This window comes from Cognatiyoonia sp. IB215446, assembly GCF_033963825.1.
Lineage (GTDB): Bacteria > Pseudomonadota > Alphaproteobacteria > Rhodobacterales > Rhodobacteraceae > Yoonia.
On record NZ_JAXBMD010000001.1, the window covers coordinates 58,315 to 81,735 of the forward strand.

Sequence of the window (23,421 nt, forward strand, 5' to 3'; positions counted from 1 at the left end):
TTAGCCTCCCGCGATAATGGGGATGAGTGTCGTTTTGAAAAGTGACACCAGCGTTTCGGACATGAATGCCATCGTGATCCAGAACACGCCGATGATGGCCGCCAGCTTGGGCACAAATGTCAGCGTCATTTCCTGGATCGAGGTGAGCGCCTGAAACAAGCCCACCGCAAGGCCAGCCGCCAGCGCCACTGTCAGGATTGGCAACGAGATCACAAACGCCACCCAAAGACCCTGCCGCAGCGTGTCATAGAACAAAGCTTCGTTCATCAAACCGGCATACGCAGAATTTCCTGATAGGCTTCGACAACGCGGTCGCGAACCGTGACGGCGGTCTGCACGGCCAGCTCCGTCTGGGCCAATGCCTGCACCAGCGCATGCGGATCGGCCCCAGCTGTCATGGCCTGCATTGCGGTGTTCTCGCTGTTGCGCAGTGTCGTCATAAAGTCTTGCGTGGCGCCCAGCAAAGCGTTTCCGGTGCCCGGCTCGGGCGCGGTTGCGGTTTTGCTGGCCGCATAATTCTGGGCGACGAGTGAGCTGATGTCCATGTCGTTACTCCTTAATTCCGAAGAAGATCCATGAGGGCAGATGACATCTGCCGTACCTGATCGAACATTTTGAGATTGGCTTCGTAACTGCGTTGCGCCTCACGCGCGTCCGCAATTTCGAAAAGCAGATTGACGTTTGAACCGTCGTAATGGCCGGTTTCGTCCGCCAGAGGGTTTGCGGGGTCGTAAATGCGTGTCAATTCGGTTTGGTCGAGGCGCACAGGGCCAGTTGCCACCTCGCCCGTACGCATACCTTGAGCGACCATCTCTTCAAACGAGACGATCTTTCTTTGATAGCCGGGCGTGTCGCTGTTTGCGATGTTTTCCGAAACGTGGCGCAAACGGTTAGCTTGCGCCTTCATACCGCTGGTCGCGACGGACATTGCTTCGCTGAAATCAGTCATATCCGCTCCCTAGCTCCGCCCAAGGCTGGTGCGCAGCACCGCCATGGTATGGCGGTAGATCGTGAGAGCGCGGTTATGTTCGCGGCTGATTGCAACCGAATTCATCATCTCTTCTTCCAAGGAAACGGTGTTTCCGTTGGGCGAAGGTTCCGTCGTCGCTGTCAGCGCCGCAGCATTGGCACCAACGGTGCCGCCAGCCGAGAGATGCCCTGCGCGGGTTGCGCGCATCTGCATATCACCGCTCGCCTCAAAGACGTCCTGAAAGGGTGGGATATGTCGCGCCTCATAACGCGGGGTGTCCGCGTTCGCGATATTCTGCGCCACCAACGCCTGTCGTGCCCCGGCATGCCGGGCCATCGCGTGGGCGGTCTGGAATAAATCCAGTGATTGATACATCGGGGCTTCTCCCTCGGCTGATTTCAACGAAGCTTTAAGCCCGATTCCTTAAAAAGAGGTTTGTGGTTAACGGCTGAGAACAAAAGATGACCGAAAACATCATTGATCAGATGCAGATGGCGCTCGCGGGTTTAGACCCTGTTTACGATGTGGGCCGCGTTCAGGGTGTTTCGGGCGGGACGGTTCAGGTGGGCGGCGTGATTGACACCGCCCGTGTGGGTGATCGTGTCGAAATCAGGTCAGCACAGCGGACGCTCAGCGGTGAGGTGGTGAAGCTGGATAGTGCTGGCGTGCATCTGTTGATGGAGGCTGAGACTGATGGGATTTCCATCGGCGATGCCGCGATCTTTCAGACACCAACGGTTTTCGCGCCTGACGCGTCCTGGATTGGACGTGTTGTCGATCCGGACGGGCGCCCAATGGATGGCAAGCCGCTCTTGCCGGGGCCCATACCACGTCGTCGCCGAAACACACCACCTTCCGCACATATGCGGCGCGGGCTCGGGCCACGGCTGGAAACCGGCCTAGCGGTCTTTAACACCATGCTTCCAATCGTGCAGGGGCAGCGGATTGGCCTTTTTGCGGGGTCTGGCGTGGGCAAATCGACGCTGCTCGCCGATCTGGCTAGAGGTGTGGCGGCTGACGTCATCGTGATCGCACTGGTTGGTGAACGTGGGCGTGAGTTACGCCATTTTGTTGAAGAGGTCCTTGGCGTCGACGGAATGACACGCGCGGTTGTTGTGGCGGCGACATCCGATCAATCACCGCAAAAGCGGCGGCAGTGCGCATGGGCTGCAATGGCAGTGGCTGAGCACTTTCGCGACGCTGGTCAACAGGTACTGCTCCTTGTCGATTCGGTGACGCGGTTTTGCGAGGCGCACCGTGAAATTGCCCTTGCTGCCGGTGAAAGCGCCAATCTGCGTGGCTATCCTGCCTCTACCGGGCCGACAATCGCCGCGCTTTGCGAACGCGCCGGCCCAGGTTTGCCGAGTTACGGTGATATTACGGCCATTTTCTCGGTACTTGTGGCCGGATCCGATATGGATGAGCCCGTGGCGGACATGCTGCGTGGTGTGCTTGATGGTCATGTGGTATTGGATCGCGAAATTGCAGAGCGCGGCCATTTTCCGGCAATCAATGTGCTAAAATCGGTCTCTCGCGCATTGCCATATGCAGCCACGCCTCAGGAAAACACATTGATTGCTCAGGCCCGTGCGCATTTGGGGTGCTATGATAGAGCGGAACTGATGATCCAGTCGGGCCTTTATGCAGCTGGATCCGACAAGGCCATTGATGCGGCGATTCACTGCGTGCCAGCGCTGCACGAGTTAATGACGGTTAAGGATCAACGCGGCAGCCTTTCGCATTTTGCCAAGCTCCGGCAGGCGATGCAGGGGGCGAACAATCGTTTCGCAGCCGAGGAGGTGACTGGGAGCGGACCCTAAGATCAGGATACATAATCAGTAAATGACGTTTGTCGCGGGAGCGAGGCTGATAGGAAGACCTTCGGGAATCCGTCCTATCGGGTTGCGACGCGCCGCTAATCCTCGAGCCTGCCAAACATGATCTCAATCCGGTTGGGCCGCCTGTATCGGCGCTTGACTTACTTATTCGTTTTCTTGCGTTGCTTTCGACTGAGGATACATGGGCGTATCCCTTTGTCTTTGAATGCTTCTCTGAACCAGTCGGAGTCATGGCCACGATCATCGAGAAGCCAATCAAAGCATTCGGCAGGCTGCCAAAGAGCGCGCGTGCCGATAAAGTCGCTGACCTATCCAGCATTCGCAAACAGGTTCGGTGGAAGCCCATTGCTGTCACAGACGGCATGCAGCTTCGTATCCATGCCACCTTTGGTGCGACAAATCAGACGTCCAAACCCCCTTTTTCAGACCAATGCTGGTCGCTGCTCGGTGAGCTTTCAGATAGGTGGCGCTAAATCATCGCGGTCTTCGTCTTGCCGTGGTCGGCTGCCAGACCGGCTATCATCCAGGCAAAGACTCTCTTATCGCTCGAGCGTTTACAGCGATTATATAGCGTATTGCGCGGGGCCATAGGTCGCGTGTGTATCGCGCCGCCTTAAACCGTTGCGATTGATAAAGACAATCTCACTCTGCACTCTCCGGTCGTCAACGCGAGGTTTACCATGGAGGTTTGGAAGGAAAGGCTCAAGACGCGCCATATGCGCTTCTGTTAGCCAAAATTTATTGGCCATGTTCACCGCTCGGTTTTCGAACCTTGAAGCACGTAGCCAATCAGAGATTAGTGGGTTCTAACCCTAGTCTATTTGTCTCGGGTTTTCCCTCTTCTTGGTGGGACAGGATAACGGCTTGCGCTAGAGTTAGCATTCGGAAATGGATAGCATCCTTTGGTACACCGCTTTAGCTGTCGTTGTGAAAACGCGTCCTTTTGGGCATCTCCACAACAGCCAAGTAAATGGTCGAAGTTCCTGACCACTGCGATGATCACATATCGCGAGATTGTATTCCGCAAGCGAAGTCTCACTTGCCGAGCGACAAAAGCTAGAGCTGCGCGACAGCTTAGAGTCTAGCTGATGGCGACAGAGGTGAAATAACTAAAGGCCATACGATCGTGCGTTACGCTAGTACCTAAGGTGCAGATTGCAGCAAAGCCAACGCAGTCGAAGCACCCGAGGTTACGCTAATCTCAGCAGCTTCGGATCGCACCAGAAAAAGCCTGATCAGCTTTTCCTGTTCTTCTGGATCAGCGAGATCAGACAAATCATCCGTACCAAGCGCGGATTTTGATCTTTCCTGAAACACTTCAAGCTGTTGATCCAAATCGATGCTCGCAATACTAGATGGCAGCCCAAGGGCCGTCTGAAAAACGTTGCGCAAAGGCGCATTCCCCATGACAGAGAACCACTGTCCAGTGGGCGTGCTATTGCGGTTGAGAATATCCGATAAGCCGGTGCTGACATTCATGGCAAGCCGCAAATTGTTGTCCTGTTCACCGACGGCGCGTTCGAATTGCCGAGTTTCAAACCGCGCAACAACGTCCTCAACAAACGACGTATCCCCCGTTCTTGGAATCGGTTGATCACCAAAGCCGAACGCGCGGCTAAACTCGGCATATCGATTATCGGCCAATCGATTTGCCAAGGCATCCTCATCGATAGTGCCGTCTTCAAGGATCTTTCGGATGAAGAAGCGATTGTCGATATCGTCGTCCAGACCATAGGCGCCCAGGGCGACCGACAGTAATTGCCGGTCGTTCACCAGATCCCCGACCGTTCGCACATTGCCGATGTTTTCGCGAAAGTAATCGGTGGCCCGAGTGATCGGCTGGCTATCTGAAAATGCTGTCTGTTGCGCATCCAGCGTGCGTTCCAAAAAGCGCCAGCCGACATAGCCGGAGAGGGGGACAACCGGTTGAAAACTCATGCGCGTTGTGCCGCCAAAAGCCGTGCTTCCCGCGGAAGCAAGTTGCGGAGCGCCTTGAGCGTTCGGTAGAAGTCGTCTTGGTCAAGCGCACTAGTCGCGGCATCAAGATGTGTGCGACTATCTTCATCCCGGAAAACCTGGCTAAGCTGTTCGATGCCACGCAGAATCTGCAGTCTTGCATCATCTGGTGTGACATCTCCTGACAGCACCAATTGGGCAATGTAGCAGACACGTCGGACTGGCGTATTCACCTCATCAGGGCGAATGGCATCGCGCAGACGCAGGATGTTGGCGTTTGGCGTCAGGATCGACAGACGACTTCGCCTATCGCCATTCTCTATCACAGCGCCATTGACGAGCACCCTTTCCTTTGGGTTCAGTTTTAACACGAGCCCTGACATCACGCGGGTCCTTGGGCATTCAATCCGCGCATGACAGCGGTGTTGATGTCGATGAGCGCATTGGCGTCAGCCTCACCTTTCAGGACACGCTTGCTATGGTGATCCGTGAATTCGGCAAGGTAGAAAAGCTGCGCCCGTAGTTCGCGTGGCAATGCGTTATCTTTGTCGGCGACATCCGCCGCCATGGTGTACCACATGCGCCGATTGTCATGCAGTGCGCTGGTCAGAGCGGGAAAATTTACGGGCTGAGAGCTCTGCGCGCGTCTGATGCGGGCGGTGATCTGGCTGATCAGTTGAACTTCGATTGATTGTGCCGTGCGAACGGCAACTTGTGTTGGGGCGTAAGCCTGACGGGCTTGGTCAATAACGTTCACGAGAGGTCCTTCCGGGACAGTGTTGAACGAGACGCGGTTTTACCGCGCCGGGATTGAGGCGGCGCCGGTTACCCCGCGCCGCCAAATGTCACTACCGGAACAGCGACAGGATCGTCTGCGGTGCCTGATTGGCAATCGACAGCGACTGTACGCCCAACTGCTGCTGTACCTGCAGTGCCTGCAAGCGGGCAGAAGCCTCTTCCATATCGGCGTCAACCAGTGCGCCAATACCGGATTTCAGGCTGTCGGTCAGGTTCGAGATGAACTCTGCCTGCGTATCGATCCGGCCTTGGCTGGAACCGAACTCAGCAGCGGCATCAATGGTTGTATCGATATAGGTTTCGATATTCGCCAAAGCTGCGGCAACGCCTTCGTCAGATGTGACATCCAGGTTGTCCAAACCAACGAGACCGCCGGTTGCTGTACCGCCAGCAGCACCAGCATCTGTCAGGGTCTGGGCAGCGCCATCATTGTCAATCTGAAGCACCCATGCACCGGTTGTTGCATCCTGACGAACGCGCGTTTCGATGTTCTCGATACCAGCACCATCAATCACCGTCTTAAGGCCGCGTGCGACATCCTCGAAGGTTTCGTTGGGGCCAGCGACATAGTCGTAGCTGACACCGCCGATTGTTGCACGGTAACCGTCACCCTCGTTAACGCCTGCGGTTGTTGAGAATGCAAGTTCGGATGCACGCGCATTGATTGTCTGGGTGTTGGTTGTTGCCGCTGCTGCGGTGGCTCCATTTGCTTCAAGCGCGAAAGTACCAGAGCCAGTCCCGCTTGTGTTGACCTCAACTGCATCGAACTGCGATGTCGAGTTGATGCTGATGACGGCGCCAGCAACGGTGGCAGAGATATCTTCAATGCCAGCTGCGTTGATGGCAGCAGTCAATCCGGAAGCGAGGTCGTTTACCGCAGTCGTCGTAGTCGTGAAGCTTACAGTTTCGCCTGCGATCTGAAAGTTGTAGGTTTCACCGGCAGTGAGAGTACCGGCAACTGTTGCTTCCAGAACGTTCGCACCGTTTGAGAAAGCATCACCTGTACCGTCAGCAGCAAGGTTAGCGCCAAGCGTTGTTGTGATGTTTGCACTCAGGTCGGCGCCGGTCCCATAGACCCCGCCATCGAAGCTAAGATCCTGACGGGCAACTGTGATGTTTGCAGACGAAACCGTTCCGTCGCTTGCGCGATCAAGCGATGAAAGAACATTCACACTTTCGGTGCCATTCAGCATGTTCAAGCCGTTGAACTGAGCTGCGCCAACAACAGATGAAATCTGGTCCGCAATTGCGTCAACGTCAGCTTGTAGTTTTGTGCGGTCAACGTTTTCGCCCTGTGCGGCGACGATCTTTTCCTTCATGTCGTTCAGAAGGTCGGTGACGGTTTCGGCACCGTTGCGGGCGACTGCGACAGACGAAGAGCCCAGCGACAGGCTTTCTGAAATGGCCTTGAACCCCTTTACGTCCGATTCCATGACTTTCGAGATGGCCCACACGGCAGAGTTGTCGCGTGCCGAACCAACCTCTTTACCGGTCGAGATCATCGACTGGGTTTTGGCCAGGTCCATGTTGATTGATTTGAGCGTCTGCAGCGCCACCATTGCGCTGTTGTTAGTCAGAATACTGGACATATTTCGTGGTCCTCTTGAAAGGCGCTTTGCGCCGTTTTGATTCAGAAAACACCCTTATGGATGCGTTGAAGCGTCATTCTGACGTGATCACCGCAGTGCGTTCACCGATGCGGTTTGCCTTCTTGGCAGTGACGGCAGATAAATCGAAGTGACCTGAACAACCTGTTAAGACGCATCGGTCAAATGCGCGCAATTTGAGCGAAATTACGCCTTCTTTTCCAAGCCTGACTGCCGTGTTTTCACATGTGCCATTTGGCCAGCAGGGTCATAAACACGCAGGCCCTTTTGCACATCCGCGATCTCCAAGAGCCGTGCCTTTGCATCCTTGACACCTTTCATTGCCGCAGAAAGGAGCGACTGATTGGTAGTCAGCAAGTCCTTGATCGTGGCCAGCGCCGCCTGGCTTGGGGCGTGCGACTGAAGCTCCAAAAACAACCTCTCTTTTGTTTCAGTCAGCTTCTGCAGCTCATCAAAATCGGCGCGCCGAATGGCGGCACGCTCATTCCTTAGTAAAGCGATAAGGTCATGGCTGATCTGTTCAGGCATCCATGCGCACCTTCATGGCTTCGAACAACGCTTCGGCGAGGCCAATGCCGCCTGCGGCCACAATTTCTTTCGCTTGGGCTTCGCGCAGGAACGAACCGAATTGCTCTTCCCCGATACCGCCGCCAAAGGAATCGCGCGGCGCACCAAGACCCGCCGATTTCAACATTTCTGCAAGAAAAGTCGCCTCTAGCTGTTCTGCGGCGGCGCGCAACTTTCCGTCTTCTAGCGCATAGGCTGGAAGGGCTACATTTGATTGGGGTGCAGGAAGTGCGGGGATGAGCGTCATCGGGTTCTCCGGTTCTGTCAACTCCCTGCCTTTTGCCGGTTACTCCTAAACATTCAGTAAGTTTTTTGCGCGAAACAAAAGAAGAACGCGATTCTTTCGGAGAACCGATGCTACCATTGCCAATGACAGATTTGGGTGCGCCCCCAAAGGGTGGTCCTGTTGATGCGCGCGCGTCAAAATCAGCGCAACAGCCCGAGCAGGACGGTGAGGCGCTGGATTTTGCTGCGACCTTTGCTTTGGAGGCAGATCAGGCGGAAAAGCTGGTCTCTGCGCCTGAGGCAGAGTTGGAAACTCCAGTGCCACAAGTTGAGTCAGAGATCCCACCTGAGGGACCTGATATCGCGATTGCTGAGACTCCCAAAGCCGTGGCGGAGCATTCGCCGTCAGCGGTCGTCGAAGAGGGCAAAAGGCTGATGCCGCGCCCTGATGCTGAACAGACCGCGCCGCGTGAAGAGTTGCCCGGCGCAAAGCAGGCAGAGGTGCCGAGGCCTGCTATGGCTAAGGGGTCGGCTCCCGCCACACCGCCAACCATGGCGCAGCGCGTCGTTGAGGTGCAGATGCCGCCAACGAAAGTTGAGACTGCAGAGGCGGCAAAGGTGTTGGTTGCCGGACAGCCAAAAACACCTGTTGCACCGGCAATTGATCCGTCAGCGAAGGCGCCGCCAGCCGATGCGATGCCGCAGGAGACGACCAATATGTTGGGCGCGTCCAAGGAGGCAACTCCAAAACCAACTGCGACGACGCCAATCGCCATGGCGCTTCCTGAGGAAAAATCAGGAGTGGCCGTGGCGGACGAATTGCTGCCGCCAAAGCCGGAGAAGCGCGACATCCCGGTTGAAGCCCGAACACCGCCAAAGGTAGCGCCGCTGCTGATACGTGAAACGCCGATGCCAGTGCAGGCAACGCCCCTTGCCCAGATGATGCAGGACATCTCGAAGCCCGGCGCGAATGCGCCGCTTGGCGATGTGGAACTGACGCAAACGCTCCTGGTTAGCGAAAGACCGGCAGCAAATGCGTCACAACAGGTGGTGGTGACTTCATCACCCCACGGAGCTGAAACCACACGGCAGGTCGCTCAGCAACTGGTCACTTCAATGACGCAACATGCAGGACGCATGACGGAGATTGCACTTCATCCTGAGGAATTGGGGCGGGTGCGCCTGGCCATGACGTCGCTTGATGCTGCAATTACGCTGAGCGTGACGGCTGAACGCCCCGAAACTGCCGAACTCCTGCGACGCAACATTGACGTTCTTGCGCAGGAGTTCCGGGATCTGGGCTATGATGACATTAACTTTTCGTTCGATGGTGATGGCAAATCGGATGATGGGTCTGCTCCCGAAAAAATGCCCGACATGAACATGGCCTCTGACAAATCAGAGGTTCCACTTCGCCCAAAGACGGGACCGACGTCGGGGCTGGATCTAAGATTGTGAGGAATGACGATGGAAGTTAACCAAATTGCAAATACTGCAAACACTGGCAGCAATACCAATACCTCGTCGTCGAGTGCGATCAGTTCAGACTTTGATACTTTTTTACAGATGCTGACCGCGCAAATGCAGTATCAGGACCCGCTGAATCCGATTGAATCGACCGATTTTGCAACGCAACTCGCAACATTCTCAAATGTTGAGCAGGCCGTTCTGACCAACGATTTGCTGAAAGAACTCACGGCCCAGATGAACTTCAGCGGTTTGGCAGATATGGCCGCTTGGGTCGGCAAAGAGGCGCGGGCCGCGGCTCCTGCATATTTTGATGGAGAGCCGCTTACTCTGGCCCCGAATCCACCTGCACTGGCCGAAAGTGCGGAGATCATTGTGCGAAATGAAAATGGCCAGGTGGTTCAGCAATTTGCCGTTTCACCGACGCCAGAGGCGGTTTCCTGGGCAGGGGTCGGTCCGGGTGGTGAACCCTTTTCGCCAGGACAATACACATTCGAGCTGGTCAGCCGCGCAGACGATGAGATTTTGTCGGAAGACCTTGTCGAAGTTTACAGCGATGTGACTGAGGTCCGCATGACTGAAGGTCAGACCGTTCTTATCCTCAAGGGTGGTGCCGCAGTACCGTCAAGCCAAGTGACGGCCTTGCGCGACCCAGCATGACGACTGCCGTGGCGGCTAGTTGCGTGTCCGCATCACTGGCATTTGTGTTTGGGCGCCATTACGCTTGGCTGTCTTACTTGCCTTGCGGACGCTTGCTTCGCAATATAGCACGAGCGGCTCTCATTTTTCATGACGGGACAGTCTCGGATTGTGATCGCGATAGCTGATAATATAGATGGCGCTGTGGTGGATGTGTCAAACCAGACTGGCTATCCAAATCAACACCGCTGTAAAAACGCTGCCCAATGCCATCCATGCCAGCCGCGCACGGCGTCGTTGCGGTTTGGGCGGTGGTGGCGGATTGTTGAGACGTATCAACGCCTCTTCAGCCAAACGCGGCAGTTGCGGCCCAAATCGTGCGAGGATCACTGCCGTTTTGCGTAAATCACGTAAAAGCGCTTTTGGTCCGATGCTCTCTTTAATGTAGTTCTCGACCACCGGCTTGGCGACCTGCCAGATATTCATGTGCGGGTCGAGCGATCGGGCCACACCTTCGACAACAACCATGGTGCGCTGCAACAGGATAAGCTCTGTTCGCGTCTCCATCCCGAAACGCTCCGTGACCTCAAAGAGGTAGCTGAGCAAGCGCGCCACGGAAATCCGGCTGGCATCCATACCGAAGATCGGTTCACCAACCGCACGTAATGCACGGGCAAATTCGTCAACATCACGGTCGGCGGGGACATATCCCGCCTCAAAATGCACTTCGGCAACCCGTTGATAGTCCTTGCGGATGAAGCCGAACAGGATCTCCGCATAGACGCGCCGGGTATATTCATCAATCCTGCCCATTATCCCGAAATCATAGGCGATGATGTCACCGTTGGCCGCTACCTTCAGGTTCCCCTGATGCATATCGCCGTGAAAATACCCGTCGCGCAGCGCATGATTGAGGAACAATTGCAGCACCCGGGCGGCTAGCTCGCTACGGTCATGGCCCGCTCTGTCGAGCGCTTCGTTGATGCCGATATTGGTCCCTTCCGCCCAATCGAGAGTCATGACCCGTCGACCGGACAAGGCCCAGCGAACCTGCGGCACCTGAAAACCGGAGTCGCCGTCCGTATTCGCGGCGAATTCTGCGGCGGCGGCACTCTCCAAACGCAAGTCAAGCTCGGCCATTACGACGCCTTCAAAATGGGCGATGACGTCCATCGGTCGGAGGCGCCGCGATGATGGTGATAGGAATTCAATGGTGCGGGCGGCAAAGTAAAAAGCGTCAATATCTGTGCGAAAGGCGCGTTCGATCCCCGGGCGCAGAATTTTGACCGCGACAGCCTCGCCCGTATCGGCAAGATGTGCCTTATGGACTTGGGCGAGTGATGCCGCTGCGACAGGCTCGGAAAAGGATGTGAAAAGCTGGTCAAAGGATGGGCCCAGCTCCTTTTGGATCGTCTCTTTGGCGGCGCGCATCGAAAAAGGCGGCAGCTTGTCCTGCAGCACACGCAGTTGCACTGCCATATCCTCACCCACCACATCGGGTCGGGTTGAGAGGATTTGACCGAATTTGATGTAAGCTGGACCCAGAGCCGTTAGCGCGCGAGGCACGGGCGGCATGCTGACATCGCCCCTGTAGCCCAGCCACCGGAACGGCCAGGCGAGGGTGCGGAAGGTCACACGCAAAAGTGGCCCGGCTTCGAGCGCCTCTAACACAACCTTCATTGCGCCGGTGCGTTCAAAAGTAGCGCCTGTGCGGATTAGGCGAATGATGTTGTGAGGGCCTCGCAAGCTAAAGCTTCCAGCCCGAATGCAGGGCCGCAATCCCCATGCTGAGGTTGCGATACTTGGCGTTCTCAAAACCCGCGTCGCGCACCATGGCAAGGAACGTGTCCTGATCGGGGAACTTGCGGATCGATTCGACCAGATATTGATAACTGTCCCGATCACCTGCAATGATCTGACCCATCCGCGGAATGATGTTGAACGAATAAGCATCATAAGCGGCCTGCATCATCGGGTTCGGCAACTGGCTGAATTCCAGCACCATCAGGCGTCCACCCGGTTTCAGGACACGAAAGGCTTCAGCAAGGGCGTCCTGCGGGCGAGTTACGTTCCGAATGCCGAAGCTGATTGTGTAGACGTCAAACGTATTGGCCTCAAAGGGTAGCGACATGGCATCGCCGACCACCCAAGTGAGGCTGTCGGACATGCGTGCCGCCTCGGCCCGTTTGCGACCCTCAACCAGCATCGGCTCAGTCAGGTCCAGAACTGTCGCATGGCCGTGCCCGGCGCGTTTGAGGAACCGAAAGGCGATATCGCCTGTGCCACCTGCCACGTCGAGCAGCCGCTGGCCTGCACGCGGCGCCAGCCAATCCATCATCGCATCCTTCCAGATCCGGTGAATGCCGGCAGACATGACATCGTTCATAATGTCGTATTTGTTCGCCACCGACGAAAATACGCTCTGCACGCGGCCCGCCTTGTCATCCTCCTGGATCGTTTCGAACCCGAAATGCGTGGTGTTCTGTGGCTTTTCGGTCATGGGATGCCTTCACTGCAGATCTGTCCGAAACCCGTTATACCCACTTGGCGGCAGAGACAAACTGTCATTGTGCCACGCGCTGAAATGTGGCCTATGCAACGGACCGATAGACGCATCCCAGAAACAGACATGCCCGAACTGCCCGAAGTTGAAACGGTAAAGGCCGGAATAGCGCCCGTGATGGAAGGGCAGGTTATCGTGCAGGCGGATGTGAGCCGCCCGGACCTGCGCTGGCCATTCCCTGAGAGGATGGCGGAACGCTTGACCGGCAAGCGTGTTCTGCGTTTGCGTCGCCGTTCGAAGTACATTCTTGTCGATCTCGACAGCGACGAAACGCTGCTGATCCATCTGGGCATGTCGGGGCGGATGCTGATCTCGGGCCATATGATTGGCGATTTTCATCACCCGCACCCCGCCCCTGCCAAACATGACCATGTTATCTTTCATATGGAAAACGGGGCGCGGATCATCTTTAACGATGCGCGGCGGTTTGGCACGATGGATCTGATGGCGACCGATGCGCAGGATGATCATTGGTTGATCCGCGATCTGGGCCCCGAACCGCTTGGCAATGCCTTTCATGAACAATATCTCATCGACGCTTTGAAGGGGCGGAACACGCCTATCAAGTCTGCACTTCTGGACCAACGGATCGTGGCCGGATTAGGCAATATTTACGTGTGCGAGGTGCTGTTTCGCGCAGGGATCCACCCCAAGCGGAAAGCGGGCCGGATCAGCGCGCCGCGTGTTGCGGCCATGGTGCCGATCATCCGCGATGTCTTGTCCGAAGCCATTGCCGCTGGCGGGTCATCCTTGCGCGATTATCGGCAATCAGACGGGGAACTGGGGTATTTCCAGCATGTTTTCCAGGTCTATGACCGCGCTGGCGCGCCTTGCGTAACGCCCGGATGTCAAAAAGAAATCCAGCGAATCGTACAATCCGGACGCTCATCTTTCTTCTGTCCGCAATGTCAAAGATAGCTTGATCCGGCAGCTTGCTTTGCTAAGCGTTAAGGTCTGACCAGCGGCAACAGGGACAGCAGCATGGCCTTTGACAAGATCATCGTGGATATCAGCGACGACATCGCCACCATCACTCTCAACCGGCCAGATGCGCTAAATGCGCTCAACAGCGACCTTCTGAGCGAGTTGTGCATGGCGCTGGAAGAGGCCGATGCCAGCGACAAGGTGCGGTGCATCATCATCACCGGTTCGGAAAAGGCTTTTGCGGCGGGCGCCGACATCAGCGACATGGCCAGCAAGTCATTTGTTGAGATGTATACGAGCCGCTATTTCGAGAATGAATCCGACCGGTTTAACCGCATTCGCAAGCCCATTATTGCCGCGGTCGCAGGCTATGCGTTGGGGGGTGGATGCGAGTTGGCGATGATGTGCGACTTCATCATTGCTGCGGACAACGCCAAGTTTGGCCAACCCGAGATCAACTTGGGTGTGATCGCCGGGCTTGGCGGGACACAGCGGCTCACCCGTTTCGTCGGCAAGTCCAAATCAATGGATATGCACCTGACGGGCCGTTTCATGGATGCCGAAGAGGCCGAGCGCTGCGGGCTTGTCAGTCGTGTAGTGCCGGTCAAGAAACTCATGTCCGAGACGCGCGCCGCGGCAGAGAAGATTGCCGAGAAGTCGCAGATCGCGGCAATCGCTGCCAAGGATGCGGTTGACCGCGCCTATGAGACGACGCTGGCCGAGGGACTCAACTACGAAAGACGGCTCTTCAACTCGCTCTTTGCGACCGAGGATCAGACCGAGGGCATGGCCGCATTCCTCGAAAAACGAGAAGCACAGTTCCGGGATCGTTAATTATTAACGTCAAAAGACAGTGGTTTCGACAGATTTCTCTCAATTTTAGAGGTATTGCCCTATTTTTTGCCACATTTCTTATTAAAGTTTACCCAGCGTTAGGTCGGACCTCCCGGCTCTGTCGCGTGGTGTGAGCTTGTAAGTGAGGTGGTTAAAGTGCGTTCTGAGTTCGTTTTCGAAACCATTGGGGCCGTCATCGCCGTTGCGATGTCGGTGCCTAGTGTGGCAACTGCAGACCTGAATCAATTGGCGTCGCCCAAGACGGTCATGGAAGGCGGGCGACTGGTTCTCGCCCAGCAATTTAGTTTTGTTGAGGATACAGGGGCAGCAAACCGCATCGTCGCGGGCGATATACTGCGGACCTTGTCACAGGAGATCCCTGCCGCCGTCTGCCATCTGCACAACAATGTGGATGTTGCCGAGGCGCGCGAATTGTTGAGCTACAGCGTCGCCAAATTTGATGCGGTTGCCCTCGCGCTTCTGCACGGCAATGAGGAGATGGGGATCATCGGTGGCGAGACACGCCGCAAAACGGTTGTCGAACTCGAAGCGTTGATCGAAACGTGGGAGCCCAAGCGCATCGCCGCGATGGCCGTGCTGGACGACCCGACCGACGCAACAGCAGCTGAGATCGTCTATGCCTCCGCTGATGAGATGCTGGAAAAGACCTACCATCTGCTCAGCGAGCTGGAAGGCGAATACGCCAATCCCGTTGAGTTGCTGGCCTCTGACATGATGTTGCTGGAAGTGTCTGGCCGGATGGCGGCCATGACACAGCGCATGGCCTACGAGGCTTGTCGTGTTTGGTCAGGTGACGGTGATGCGCATGCGCTGGCAGAGCTTGATAAGTCCATCAGCATTTTCGAGGCGTCCATGGATGCGCTTTCCAATGGCATGCCAGCCTTGGGTGTGCTGGCCCCGCCAACGCCGGAGATCGAAGCCAATCTGGAAGATGTTGCTTCAGACTGGGAAATCCTCAGCGGCTATCTGAGCGAGATCCGCTCCGGTGCCGATGTCAGTCTTCAGGTCCGTGAAGACCTTTATCATCGCCTCGCGCTCAAACTCTACAAAGTCGAAGAGCTTGAAGAGTTGTACCAGGACTATTCCAAGCGCGTTTACTGAACCCAATACCAAGTGCTGGCGGGTTCAAATCCCGCCCATTCAAGGAGTACGATATGTTTCATAAAATTGCTTTGCGTGCCGTCACTGCCGCGGCTTTGCTTGCCGTACCCGGCGCGGTTCTGGCAGAAGGCGCGACATCGCTGCTCGCAAGATTTCAGCAAATCGGCTTTGTCGAAGATACCGGCGCTGCGATCCGGATTGAGGCGGGCGATGCGTTGCGCACCATCTCGCAAGAAGTACCCGCCGCTGTCTGCCATCTCCATAATGGCGTCGCACCAGAGATGAGCGCCAAGCTGCTGCGCGAGGGATTGGATAACTTCGATGTAATGGCCGATGCGCTTTTGAACGGCAATCCTGACTTCGGCATCGTCGGAGGAGAAGAGCGCGCCAAGACAAGGCGACTGATCGAAGAGATCCAAGTTTCCTGGGCGCCTTTGAAAGAGGCAGGAGAACAGGTTCTTGCCAACCCGTCAGACGAATCTGCGGTTGAGGTGCTTTATGGAACCGCCTCGGACATGCTCGATCAAACCTATTATCTGCTCAGTGAGCTTGAGGGCGAATATGCCAATCCTGTAGAACTGCTCTATTCCGATGCGCTTCTGCTAGAGGTAGCCGGACGCCAAAGCATGCTGTCCCAGCGCCTGTCGTTTCTTGGGTGCCTTGTGTGGTCAGGTGCCGCTGATGAGACATATATCGACCTCTTGAACACGGCCGCTGGCCAGTTCAAATTTGGCATGGCGGCGATGCAGAACGGTGCACCTGAACTGGGCATTCAGCCCCCGCCAACGCCAGAGATCGCGGCCAAGCTGGAATACATGTCGTCTGACTTCGATGTCATTTCAGGGCACCTGGTGACGATCATGGAAACCGGGGCGCTGGCACCGGATAATGCCGAAACGCTTTACGAGATCCTCGCGGACAAGATGTACACGATGAACGACGTTGCGCATCTTTATGCGATTTACTCGAAACGGGTCTACTAACAACGCCACGTTGCCGTATTCCATTGTTGACTCTGCCCCACGCGCACTCTAACAACTCCGCTTGTACATGCGCGTGAGGCCCGCTCTGGCCGGACAGCCGGTTTGTAAAACCCGGATTGGGCATCTTGCGCGACCACATTCAATTTGACCCAATCAAGGGAACCGATACATGGCAAACTCACCCCAGGCGAAAAAGCGGGCACGTCAGAACGAAGCCCGTTTCGCTGTCAACAAGATGCGTCGTTCACGCATTCGTACCTACCTGCGTGCCGTTGAAGAAGCGATTGTATCAGGCGACAAGGACGCCGCACAAGCGGCACTGAAAGCCGCCCAGCCGGAGCTTATGCGCGGTGTTACGAAAGGCGTTTATCACAAGAATACAGCCGCACGGAAAATGTCCCGTCTGGCTGCACGGGTCAAAGCGGTCGGCTGAATTCGGACCATTTTGGCAACACAAGCACGCCTCGCAAGGCGTGCTTTTTTTTGGCCGTGTTGCACCGGCAATCAGGTTTCTCAGTCATTTCAAGGGGCCCACAGATTCTTTTTGCACAATCATTGAGTCAAGCGCGTTGTTGTATTGAAGGGGTCCCAGACGCCTTGCTAGCTTAGCGATGCGATTCACATCGTTCCGGGGGGAACATGAAGAGGATTGACAGTCATTGTCTAATTTGGCGCCGGTCATGGCGCAATGTTCGGATCAAACAGACTGTCGAGCTTCATGCAAAGGTGGCGTCGGGGTAAGTAGCTAAAGCTATCGCACCAGGTCATTTTGCGTCTGCGCGTTTTTGGAGAGTGCTCTCCAAAGATCGGCGTCGTTTATGTTCCACCAACTGCCATTGGGCGGACGTGCTGCGCCTGTCATGTGCGGTGCGACGCCTTGGCCTATGTTATTGGCACAAGGCCCGACGTTCGGAAAGGGACAGTCCGAGCGGCAGGTAGTTTTTGCCCGGAGCTTTCCTGGTCGCGTGTAACCGGTGTGCGTTGTTTGCGAATGCGCCATAAGAGTGTGGGACAAAGGAACAAGATGACGAACGATATCTGGGCAGAGGTGTTGCGGGGGCTCAAAGGCGCGTTGGGGGCAAATTCCTTTTCAAGCTGGATCGAACCACTTGAGTTTGATGACCTGTCAGGTGGTGTTGCAACCTTTCATGTCCCGACACCTTTTATGGGCAATTATGTGTCGCAGAATTTTGGCGATCAGATCATTTACCAGATGAAGAAACAGGGGCAGGACGTACAGCGGCTGCAGTTCAACGTCCTCAGGCAAGCGCGGTCAGTCGTGAAACCCGCAACTAAACCTGTGGCCAAGCCCACTGAGGTGGACGAGATCGCAGGATCGCCGCTGGATGCCCGCTTTACCTTTGACACGTTTATCGTCGGCAAACCCAACGAATTGGCCCACGCCGCCGCCCGCCGAGTGGCCGAAGGTGGACCCGTCACCTTTAACCCCCTGTTCCTTTACGGTGGTGTCGGCTTGGGTAAGACGCACCTGATGCATGCGATCGCCCACGAGCTGAAACAGCGCTCCCCTGACTTGAACGTGCTTTATCTGTCGGCCGAGCAATTCATGTATCGCTTCATCACCGCCTTGCGCGAACGCAAGATGATGGATTTCAAGCAAATCTTTCGCTCGGTTGACGTGCTGATGGTCGATGATGTGCAGTTCATTGCGGGCAAGGACAGCACGCAGGAAGAGTTCTTTCATACCTTCAACGCCCTTGTTGACGGGCAAAAGCAGATCATCATTTCTGCTGACCGGGCTCCGGGAGAGATCAAGGATCTAGAAGAGCGGATTAAATCTCGTTTGCAATGCGGCTTGGTCGTTGATTTGCACCCGACAGACTACGAACTGCGCTTGGGCGTGTTGCAGTCGAAGGTCGAGTATTATGCGGCGCAATATCCCGAACTCAAGATCGCTGATGGTGTTCTGGAATTCCTTGCCCATCGCATCACCACGAATGTCCGCGTACTGGAAGGCGCGCTGACGCGTCTTTTTGCATTTGCATCGCTCGTGGGCCGCGAAATCACGCTGGAACTGACGCAGGATTGCCTTTCGGATGTGCTGAAGGCATCCGACCGCAAGGTCACGGTCGAAGAGATCCAGCGCAAAGTGTCTGAGCACTACAATATCCGCCTGTCGGACATGATCGGCCCAAAGCGCGTTCGCAACTATGCGCGGCCACGGCAAATGGCCATGTATCTGGCCAAGCATATGACCAACCGCTCCTTACCCGAGATCGGGCGGCGCTTTGGCGGGCGGGATCATACGACGGTCATGCACGGCGTGCGCAAGATTGAAGAACTCAAGGCGCTTGACAGCCAGATCGCTGACGACCTGGAACTGCTGCGCCGCGCGCTTGAGGAATAGCCCAACTGGGCGCATCTTTGCTGGCTGAAAGTTTCCCGCTGGACCGGTGCCAAAATCTGTGTTGCGGTCAGCGAGAGGGAGGCTGTTTGCAATAAAGATGGCTGGCCCGCTATGCATCCTCATCTGATTAACATCATGGCTCCGTTCCGGGCCAAGCGGCAGGCGGAGACGGGTCTTTGGTCAGAAGGCAAGATCGAGAATGCGCAGCGCCATCTTGATTATCTGCTATTCACCCCGGTTTGGCTCGCACGCAAACCCGCCTTGATCGTCCTGTTGCATGGTTGCCGCCAAACAGCCGCGGAATTTGCCCACGCAACGGATATGGCGCGGTTGGCCGCATTGCATGGATTTCTGCTGTGCCTGCCGCAGCAGAATCTGACGGCCAATCCACTGCGCTGCTGGAACTGGTTTGATCCGCGCAATCAGGACACAGCGGGCGAGGCCGGGTTAATCATGAAAGTGCGCGATGAACTGGCCACAGAACATGGCATCGCCCCCTCGCGTGTCTTTGTCGCGGGCCTCTCGGCAGGTGGCAGCATGGCCGCCATTCTGGGCCGCGCATTCCCGCAACAGATCGGCGCAATCGGCGTGCATTCCGGCGTACCGACCGGGGCTGCGACGACGATAATTGGCGCGATGCACGCGATGGAAACGGGTGATGCAGGGGACAAGGGACCGGGACCGATGCGCACAATTGTCTTTCATGGTCTCGATGATGATGTGGTGGCTTCTGCAAATGGTGACCGGATCGCCTTCGCTCAGGCCCTGGGTCGCGGCAGGCGCTTTCGTATCCGACAGCGGTCTTGCAGACGCTTTGTGATCCGCCCCAATGGCGATCATGCCGCCGCAGAATACTGGCGGGTCGAGGAATTGGGCCATGCCTGGTCTGGTGGGCAACACGGCGGGAGCTATGCCGACCCACTTGGGCCCAGAGCATCGCGCGAGATGCTCCGTTTCTTTCTGGGCTATCCGCGATGGCGCTATCCCATCGTTTATGCATGGCTTGCTTTTCTCAGTATCTTCCGCTGACTGCGCCTCAAATACACCGCACAAAGGGTTTGCACGTGGCCGGGGCTTGACCCTGCCGCGCCCCTGACGGACAGTCGAAAAAACGCTTGAGCCAGCGCGGAAATGCAGTAGATTTTGCGTCCCGGCAGGCCCGGCCACCAAGATATGCGGAGATTGGGGACATGAAATTCAGCATTGAGCGCGCGGTTCTTCTCAAGGCAGTCGCGCAGGCCCAATCGGTTGTGGAACGCCGCAACACGATACCTATCCTCGCCAACGTCTTGATCGAAGCCGAAGGCGATGAAGTGCATTTTCGCGCCACAGATCTGGATATCGAAGTGGTCGACAAAGCCCCGGCCAAGGTTGAACGGGCGGGAGCCACGACAGTCGCTGCGGTGACGCTCAACGAGATTGTACGCAAGCTGCCTGATGGAGCCTTGGTGACCCTGACAGAAGACGGCGCATCAGGTCGCTTAACGATTGAAGCGGGGCGGTCGAACTTCTCTCTGGCAACGTTGCCGAAAGAAGACTTTCCGATCATGGCGTCTTCAGAATATGCTGCGAATTTCTCGGCCTCCGCACCGATCCTGCGTCGGCTCTTTGACAAGTCGAAGTTCGCGATCTCGACTGAGGAAACGCGGTACTATCTCAACGGTGTCTACATGCATGTGGCTGATGGCGATGGCGGCAAGGTGCTGCGCTGTGTGGCCACAGACGGCCACCGCCTGGCCCGGATTGACGCAGACCTACCCCAAGGCGCGGCGGAGATGGCAGGTGTCATCGTGCCGCGCAAGACGGTGGGTGAGTTGCGCAAATTGCTGGACGACGACGACATGCAGATCGCCGTCTCGGTGTCCGAGACAAAGGTACGCTTTGCGACGCCAGATATCACGCTGACATCCAAGGTAATCGACGGGACCTTCCCCGACTACACGCGCGTCATCCCACAAGGGAACAGTCGCAAGCTGGAAGTGGATGCAGGCGAATTTGCAAAGGCGGTTGATCGCGTCGCAACGGTTTCGTCCGAGCGTTCGCGTGCCGTGAAACTGCAGCTTGACGGGGATAAGCTGGTCTTGTCGGTCAACGCCCCCGACAGCGGTGCTGCGGAAGAGGAACTGGCAGTCGCCTATGGCGACGAGCGGTTGGAGATCGGGTTTAACGCGAAATACCTGCTGGAAATTGCAAGTCAGGTGGATCGGGAAAACGCTGTCTTCATGTTCAACTCATCAGGCGATCCCACGCTAATGCGCGAAGGCAACGACACAAGCGCCGTCTATGTCGTCATGCCGATGCGCGTGTGACGAGGCCAAAAATTTTCAAAATTTTTGGATGCAGGATTTTGGAAAATCCTGATCAGCGCTCATGACAGCGCTGGCCCTGACAAAGCTGGCATTGTCGCATTTCCGGTCGCATAAGCGTGCCGTTCTCGAAGTTGATGCGCGGCCTCTCGCGTTCTTTGGCCCCAATGGCGCTGGAAAGACCAATTTGCTGGAGGCGGTATCGCTACTCTCGCCCGGGCGCGGTCTGCGACGTGCCGGTGCCGATGATTTGACGCGCCGCCCAGAGGCGCTGGGCTGGAAGATCACCGCGCATCTGCAATCGCTTGGCCAGACGCATGAGATCGAAACCTGGGCCGAACCGGGTGGCCCGCGCCAGCTGCGTATCGACGGCAAGAGCGCCCCGCAAACCGCCCTTGGCAGGATTGGCCGCATCTTGTGGTTGGTGCCGTCCATGGACCGGCTCTGGATTGAAGGGGCGGAAGGGCGCAGGCGATTTCTTGATCGCGCGACGCTCAGTTTTGAACCGAGGCATGCGGAAGCTGTGCTGACCTATGAAAAGGCCATGCGCGAACGTAACCGGCTGCTCAAGGACATGGTCCGTGACCCGCATTGGTACACGGCGATTGAATTACAAATGGCCGAGGCGGCGACGCTCATCCAGGCCAATCGGCAGCACGCGGTCGTCGCCCTTATGGCCGCCCAAGAGGCCGCGACGACAGCCTTTCCCACGGCGGCGCTCGCCCTGATCAGCGCTGATCCCATCCCCGATGATCTGCAGACGGCCCTTGCCGACAACCGCGCCCGCGACATGGCGGCAGGCCGCACGCTGATCGGCCCGCACCGGGTGGATCTTGATGCCGTCTTTGCGGATAAGGGTGTAGCGGCGAAAGACTGTTCGACTGGTGAACAAAAGGCATTGCTCATCAGCCTTATCCTTGCCAATGGCCGCGCACTTGCCGCTGATTTCGGTGCACCACCGATCCTGTTGCTCGATGAGGTCGCGGCTCATCTCGATGCAAATCGTCGCGCAGCACTTTATTACGAAATCTGCGACCTCGGCGCGCAGGCCTTCATGACCGGCACCGGACAAGAGCTTTTTTCGGAGCTTGGTGACCGCGCCCAGCATATTGAAGTGACGGAAACCGATGGCCATTCCACCCTTATTCGAAAGGTTGCCACATGACACCACAACGCGTGACGCTCATAACCCTCGGCGTAGCCGATCTGGAATGTGCCAAGACTTTCTATGCAGCACTGGGCTGGACGCCCACGCGCGAAGTGGAGGGTCAGGTTGTCTTCTATCAGATCAATGGCATGGCGCTGGGTTTCTTTGGGCTGGGTCCATTAGCCAAGGATCAAGGGCGGCCAGATGCGCAGCTTGGGACCGGTGCGATGACGCTTGCGCAGAACTTTAGCACAGAAGCCGAAGTTGACGCGGCTTACAAAACGGCGATCAACGCTGGTGCGACGGTCCTGAAAGAGCCGCAAAAGGTCTTCTGGGGTGGCTATTCGGGCTATTATGCCGATCCGGATGGCCATGTCTGGGAAGTGGCGCATAACCCGTTCTGGCCGCTGAACGATGATGGCAGCCTGACCCTGCCGCCCGAATGACGATCGCCATTGCCGATATGCTCCTTTATGCGGGGGCACTGATCATTCTTTTTATGACACCGGGGCCGGTCTGGGTTGCGCTGCTTGCGCGGTCGCTCTCGGGCGGGTTTCAGGCGGCTTGGCCGCTCGCCATCGGTGTCGCTGTTGGCGATATCGTCTGGCCGCTGGTGGCTGTGATGGGTGTTGCTTGGCTTGTCTCGGCGTTTGCGGGTTTTATGACCGTGCTGCAATGGGTGGCTGTGATCGTTTTTGTGATAATGGGGCTCGCCCTGATCCGTGACGCGGACCATGCGCTGAGTGCCAATAGCCGCCTGACCCGGCCCGGTATGTGGGCGGGCTTTGTCGCGGGCCTCGCCGTGATCATCGGTAACCCCAAGGCGGCGTTATTCTATATGGGCATCCTGCCGGGGTTCTTTGATCTGAGCGTTGTCACGGCAACGGATATGGTGGCCATCTGCAGCCTCAGCTTTTTTGTGCCGCTCGTCGGCAATCTGGTCTTGGCAGCCTCGGTTGATAAGGTCCGGGGTTTGCTGAAATCGCCCATCGCGGTCCGGCGGATGAACCTGACTGCCGGATGGTTATTAATCGGTGTTGGTGCCGTCATCGCGCTTGGCTGAAGGGGGTCGCAACACCCTGCATTGGAATACGAAATCTTGTGTCA

The 23,421-nt window shown here is 56.6% G+C and carries 26 protein-coding genes and 1 pseudogene; 14 read left to right on the forward strand and 13 right to left on the reverse strand.

Annotation, left to right across the window (positions count from 1 at the left end):
• Genes SLH49_RS00320 through SLH49_RS00335 form a run of 4 tightly spaced genes read right to left on the reverse strand, consistent with a single transcriptional unit; the run spans position 1 to position 1,345 of the window.
• Positions 1-267: a flagellar biosynthetic protein FliQ gene (locus SLH49_RS00320; RefSeq protein ID WP_413785256.1), complete on the reverse strand. Its 267-nt coding sequence runs from the start codon at positions 265-267 to the stop codon at positions 1-3.
• The gene (gene fliE, locus SLH49_RS00325; RefSeq protein ID WP_320267195.1) at positions 267-545 is read right to left on the reverse strand and encodes a flagellar hook-basal body complex protein FliE; all 279 of its coding nucleotides are present in this window, start codon (positions 543-545) and stop codon (positions 267-269) included. Before fliE ends, SLH49_RS00320 begins: the two co-directional genes overlap by 1 nt.
• Positions 546-556: 11 nt before the next feature.
• Complete coding sequence (gene flgC / locus SLH49_RS00330) at positions 557-949, reverse strand: flagellar basal body rod protein FlgC (RefSeq protein WP_320267196.1); 393 nt, start codon at positions 947-949, stop codon at positions 557-559.
• 9 nt (positions 950-958) lie between these two features.
• Positions 959-1,345 (reverse strand): FlgB family protein, encoded by a 387-nt coding sequence (locus tag SLH49_RS00335; RefSeq protein ID WP_320267197.1) that lies wholly within the window; start codon positions 1,343-1,345, stop codon positions 959-961.
• 86 nt (positions 1,346-1,431) lie between these two features.
• Here SLH49_RS00335 and SLH49_RS00340 point away from each other — a divergent pair, with 86 nt between their 5' ends.
• Entirely contained in the window at positions 1,432-2,790 is a 1,359-nt protein-coding gene (locus SLH49_RS00340; RefSeq protein ID WP_320267198.1) for a FliI/YscN family ATPase, read from the forward strand.
• A 98-nt stretch (positions 2,791-2,888) separates the two neighbouring features.
• Here SLH49_RS00340 and SLH49_RS00345 read toward each other — a convergent pair.
• The 7 genes and pseudogenes from SLH49_RS00345 to SLH49_RS00375 all read right to left on the reverse strand — a co-directional run.
• Positions 2,889-3,557, reverse strand: a pseudogene (locus SLH49_RS00345) (IS5 family transposase); the annotation flags it as partial.
• A 394-nt stretch (positions 3,558-3,951) separates the two neighbouring features.
• Complete coding sequence (locus SLH49_RS00350; protein ID WP_320267199.1) at positions 3,952-4,746, reverse strand: DUF1217 domain-containing protein; 795 nt, start codon at positions 4,744-4,746, stop codon at positions 3,952-3,954.
• A complete protein-coding gene (gene flbT, locus SLH49_RS00355) occupies positions 4,743-5,147 on the reverse strand; it encodes a flagellar biosynthesis repressor FlbT (protein ID WP_320267200.1) in 405 nt (134 codons plus the stop codon). Before flbT ends, SLH49_RS00350 begins: the two co-directional genes overlap by 4 nt.
• Positions 5,147-5,521, reverse strand: coding sequence for a flagellar biosynthesis regulator FlaF (gene flaF / locus SLH49_RS00360; RefSeq protein WP_320267201.1), 375 nt, complete (start codon positions 5,519-5,521; stop codon positions 5,147-5,149). Before flaF ends, flbT begins: the two co-directional genes overlap by 1 nt.
• Positions 5,522-5,612: 91 nt before the next feature.
• On the reverse strand, positions 5,613-7,151 hold the full coding sequence (locus SLH49_RS00365) for a flagellin (protein ID WP_320267202.1): 1,539 nt from the start codon (positions 7,149-7,151) through the stop codon (positions 5,613-5,615).
• Positions 7,152-7,355: 204 nt separating this feature from the next.
• Positions 7,356-7,697 (reverse strand): flagellar protein FlgN, encoded by a 342-nt coding sequence (locus SLH49_RS00370; RefSeq protein WP_320267203.1) that lies wholly within the window; start codon positions 7,695-7,697, stop codon positions 7,356-7,358.
• On the reverse strand, positions 7,690-7,983 hold the full coding sequence (locus SLH49_RS00375; RefSeq protein WP_320267204.1) for a rod-binding protein: 294 nt from the start codon (positions 7,981-7,983) through the stop codon (positions 7,690-7,692). The genes SLH49_RS00370 and SLH49_RS00375 overlap by 8 nt, the downstream gene beginning before the upstream one ends.
• A 107-nt stretch (positions 7,984-8,090) precedes the next feature.
• Between SLH49_RS00375 and SLH49_RS00380 the strand changes: the two genes are divergently transcribed.
• Entirely contained in the window at positions 8,091-9,419 is a 1,329-nt protein-coding gene (locus SLH49_RS00380; protein WP_320267205.1) for a flagellar hook-length control protein FliK, read from the forward strand.
• A gap of 9 nt (positions 9,420-9,428) precedes the next feature.
• Positions 9,429-10,088 carry a flagellar hook capping FlgD N-terminal domain-containing protein gene (locus SLH49_RS00385; RefSeq protein ID WP_320267206.1) on the forward strand — a complete coding sequence of 220 codons (660 nt, stop codon included), beginning with the start codon at positions 9,429-9,431 and terminating at the stop codon, positions 10,086-10,088.
• Positions 10,089-10,283: 195 nt separating this feature from the next.
• Here SLH49_RS00385 and ubiB read toward each other — a convergent pair whose 3' ends face one another.
• Entirely contained in the window at positions 10,284-11,813 is a 1,530-nt protein-coding gene (ubiB, locus tag SLH49_RS00390; protein ID WP_320267207.1) for a 2-polyprenylphenol 6-hydroxylase, read from the reverse strand.
• Position 11,814: 1 nt separating this feature from the next.
• Entirely contained in the window at positions 11,815-12,567 is a 753-nt protein-coding gene (ubiE, locus tag SLH49_RS00395; protein WP_320267208.1) for a bifunctional demethylmenaquinone methyltransferase/2-methoxy-6-polyprenyl-1,4-benzoquinol methylase UbiE, read from the reverse strand.
• A 129-nt stretch (positions 12,568-12,696) separates the two neighbouring features.
• Here ubiE and mutM point away from each other — a divergent pair, with 129 nt between their 5' ends.
• From mutM to SLH49_RS00450, 11 genes are all read left to right on the forward strand, one after another.
• Entirely contained in the window at positions 12,697-13,548 is an 852-nt protein-coding gene (gene mutM, locus SLH49_RS00400) for a bifunctional DNA-formamidopyrimidine glycosylase/DNA-(apurinic or apyrimidinic site) lyase (protein WP_320267209.1), read from the forward strand.
• Positions 13,549-13,611: 63 nt separating this feature from the next.
• A complete protein-coding gene (locus SLH49_RS00405) occupies positions 13,612-14,388 on the forward strand; it encodes an enoyl-CoA hydratase (protein WP_320267210.1) in 777 nt (258 codons plus the stop codon).
• Positions 14,389-14,544: 156 nt separating this feature from the next.
• The gene (locus SLH49_RS00410; protein WP_320267211.1) at positions 14,545-15,510 is read left to right on the forward strand and encodes a type IV pili methyl-accepting chemotaxis transducer N-terminal domain-containing protein; all 966 of its coding nucleotides are present in this window, start codon (positions 14,545-14,547) and stop codon (positions 15,508-15,510) included.
• Positions 15,511-15,563: 53 nt separating this feature from the next.
• Positions 15,564-16,493: a type IV pili methyl-accepting chemotaxis transducer N-terminal domain-containing protein gene (locus tag SLH49_RS00415; RefSeq protein WP_320267212.1), complete on the forward strand. Its 930-nt coding sequence runs from the start codon at positions 15,564-15,566 to the stop codon at positions 16,491-16,493.
• Between the two features lie 169 nt (positions 16,494-16,662).
• Positions 16,663-16,926 carry a 30S ribosomal protein S20 gene (rpsT, locus tag SLH49_RS00420; protein ID WP_320267213.1) on the forward strand — a complete coding sequence of 88 codons (264 nt, stop codon included), beginning with the start codon at positions 16,663-16,665 and terminating at the stop codon, positions 16,924-16,926.
• Between the two features lie 591 nt (positions 16,927-17,517).
• Entirely contained in the window at positions 17,518-18,861 is a 1,344-nt protein-coding gene (dnaA, locus tag SLH49_RS00425; protein WP_320267214.1) for a chromosomal replication initiator protein DnaA, read from the forward strand.
• Positions 18,862-18,972: 111 nt separating this feature from the next.
• Positions 18,973-19,890: a PHB depolymerase family esterase gene (locus SLH49_RS00430; RefSeq protein WP_320267215.1), complete on the forward strand. Its 918-nt coding sequence runs from the start codon at positions 18,973-18,975 to the stop codon at positions 19,888-19,890.
• Positions 19,891-20,051: 161 nt separating this feature from the next.
• Positions 20,052-21,170: a DNA polymerase III subunit beta gene (gene dnaN, locus SLH49_RS00435; protein ID WP_320267216.1), complete on the forward strand. Its 1,119-nt coding sequence runs from the start codon at positions 20,052-20,054 to the stop codon at positions 21,168-21,170.
• A 61-nt stretch (positions 21,171-21,231) separates the two neighbouring features.
• A complete protein-coding gene (gene recF, locus SLH49_RS00440) occupies positions 21,232-22,332 on the forward strand; it encodes a DNA replication/repair protein RecF (protein WP_320267217.1) in 1,101 nt (366 codons plus the stop codon).
• Positions 22,329-22,760 (forward strand): VOC family protein, encoded by a 432-nt coding sequence (locus tag SLH49_RS00445; protein WP_320267218.1) that lies wholly within the window; start codon positions 22,329-22,331, stop codon positions 22,758-22,760. The genes recF and SLH49_RS00445 overlap by 4 nt, the downstream gene beginning before the upstream one ends.
• Positions 22,757-23,377 carry a LysE family translocator gene (locus SLH49_RS00450; protein ID WP_320267219.1) on the forward strand — a complete coding sequence of 207 codons (621 nt, stop codon included), beginning with the start codon at positions 22,757-22,759 and terminating at the stop codon, positions 23,375-23,377. Before SLH49_RS00445 ends, SLH49_RS00450 begins: the two co-directional genes overlap by 4 nt.
• Positions 23,378-23,421 lie beyond the last annotated feature (44 nt).

Bases quoted from the DNA above. Each gene is read 5' to 3' on its own strand.
- mutM (WP_320267209.1), top strand. From the start codon at position 12,697: ATGCCCGAACTGCCCGAAGTTGAAACGGTAAAGGCCGGAATAGCGCCC.
- SLH49_RS00365 (WP_320267202.1), bottom strand. From the start codon at position 7,151: ATGTCCAGTATTCTGACTAACAACAGCGCAATGGTGGCGCTGCAGACG.
- fliE (WP_320267195.1), bottom strand. From the start codon at position 545: ATGGACATCAGCTCACTCGTCGCCCAGAATTATGCGGCCAGCAAAACC.
- dnaA (WP_320267214.1), top strand. From the start codon at position 17,518: ATGACGAACGATATCTGGGCAGAGGTGTTGCGGGGGCTCAAAGGCGCG.
- SLH49_RS00375 (WP_320267204.1), bottom strand. From the start codon at position 7,983: ATGACGCTCATCCCCGCACTTCCTGCACCCCAATCAAATGTAGCCCTT.
- flgC (WP_320267196.1), bottom strand. From the start codon at position 949: ATGACTGATTTCAGCGAAGCAATGTCCGTCGCGACCAGCGGTATGAAG.
- SLH49_RS00445 (WP_320267218.1), top strand. From the start codon at position 22,329: ATGACACCACAACGCGTGACGCTCATAACCCTCGGCGTAGCCGATCTG.
- SLH49_RS00370 (WP_320267203.1), bottom strand. From the start codon at position 7,697: ATGCCTGAACAGATCAGCCATGACCTTATCGCTTTACTAAGGAATGAG.
- SLH49_RS00415 (WP_320267212.1), top strand. From the start codon at position 15,564: ATGTTTCATAAAATTGCTTTGCGTGCCGTCACTGCCGCGGCTTTGCTT.
- SLH49_RS00380 (WP_320267205.1), top strand. From the start codon at position 8,091: ATGCTACCATTGCCAATGACAGATTTGGGTGCGCCCCCAAAGGGTGGT.
- ubiE (WP_320267208.1), bottom strand. From the start codon at position 12,567: ATGACCGAAAAGCCACAGAACACCACGCATTTCGGGTTCGAAACGATC.
- SLH49_RS00405 (WP_320267210.1), top strand. From the start codon at position 13,612: ATGGCCTTTGACAAGATCATCGTGGATATCAGCGACGACATCGCCACC.
- SLH49_RS00350 (WP_320267199.1), bottom strand. From the start codon at position 4,746: ATGAGTTTTCAACCGGTTGTCCCCCTCTCCGGCTATGTCGGCTGGCGC.
- rpsT (WP_320267213.1), top strand. From the start codon at position 16,663: ATGGCAAACTCACCCCAGGCGAAAAAGCGGGCACGTCAGAACGAAGCC.
- SLH49_RS00430 (WP_320267215.1), top strand. From the start codon at position 18,973: ATGCATCCTCATCTGATTAACATCATGGCTCCGTTCCGGGCCAAGCGG.
- SLH49_RS00320 (WP_413785256.1), bottom strand. From the start codon at position 267: ATGAACGAAGCTTTGTTCTATGACACGCTGCGGCAGGGTCTTTGGGTG.
- SLH49_RS00335 (WP_320267197.1), bottom strand. From the start codon at position 1,345: ATGTATCAATCACTGGATTTATTCCAGACCGCCCACGCGATGGCCCGG.
- dnaN (WP_320267216.1), top strand. From the start codon at position 20,052: ATGAAATTCAGCATTGAGCGCGCGGTTCTTCTCAAGGCAGTCGCGCAG.
- SLH49_RS00450 (WP_320267219.1), top strand. From the start codon at position 22,757: ATGACGATCGCCATTGCCGATATGCTCCTTTATGCGGGGGCACTGATC.
- flbT (WP_320267200.1), bottom strand. From the start codon at position 5,147: ATGTCAGGGCTCGTGTTAAAACTGAACCCAAAGGAAAGGGTGCTCGTC.
- recF (WP_320267217.1), top strand. From the start codon at position 21,232: ATGACAGCGCTGGCCCTGACAAAGCTGGCATTGTCGCATTTCCGGTCG.
- SLH49_RS00385 (WP_320267206.1), top strand. From the start codon at position 9,429: ATGGAAGTTAACCAAATTGCAAATACTGCAAACACTGGCAGCAATACC.
- SLH49_RS00340 (WP_320267198.1), top strand. From the start codon at position 1,432: ATGACCGAAAACATCATTGATCAGATGCAGATGGCGCTCGCGGGTTTA.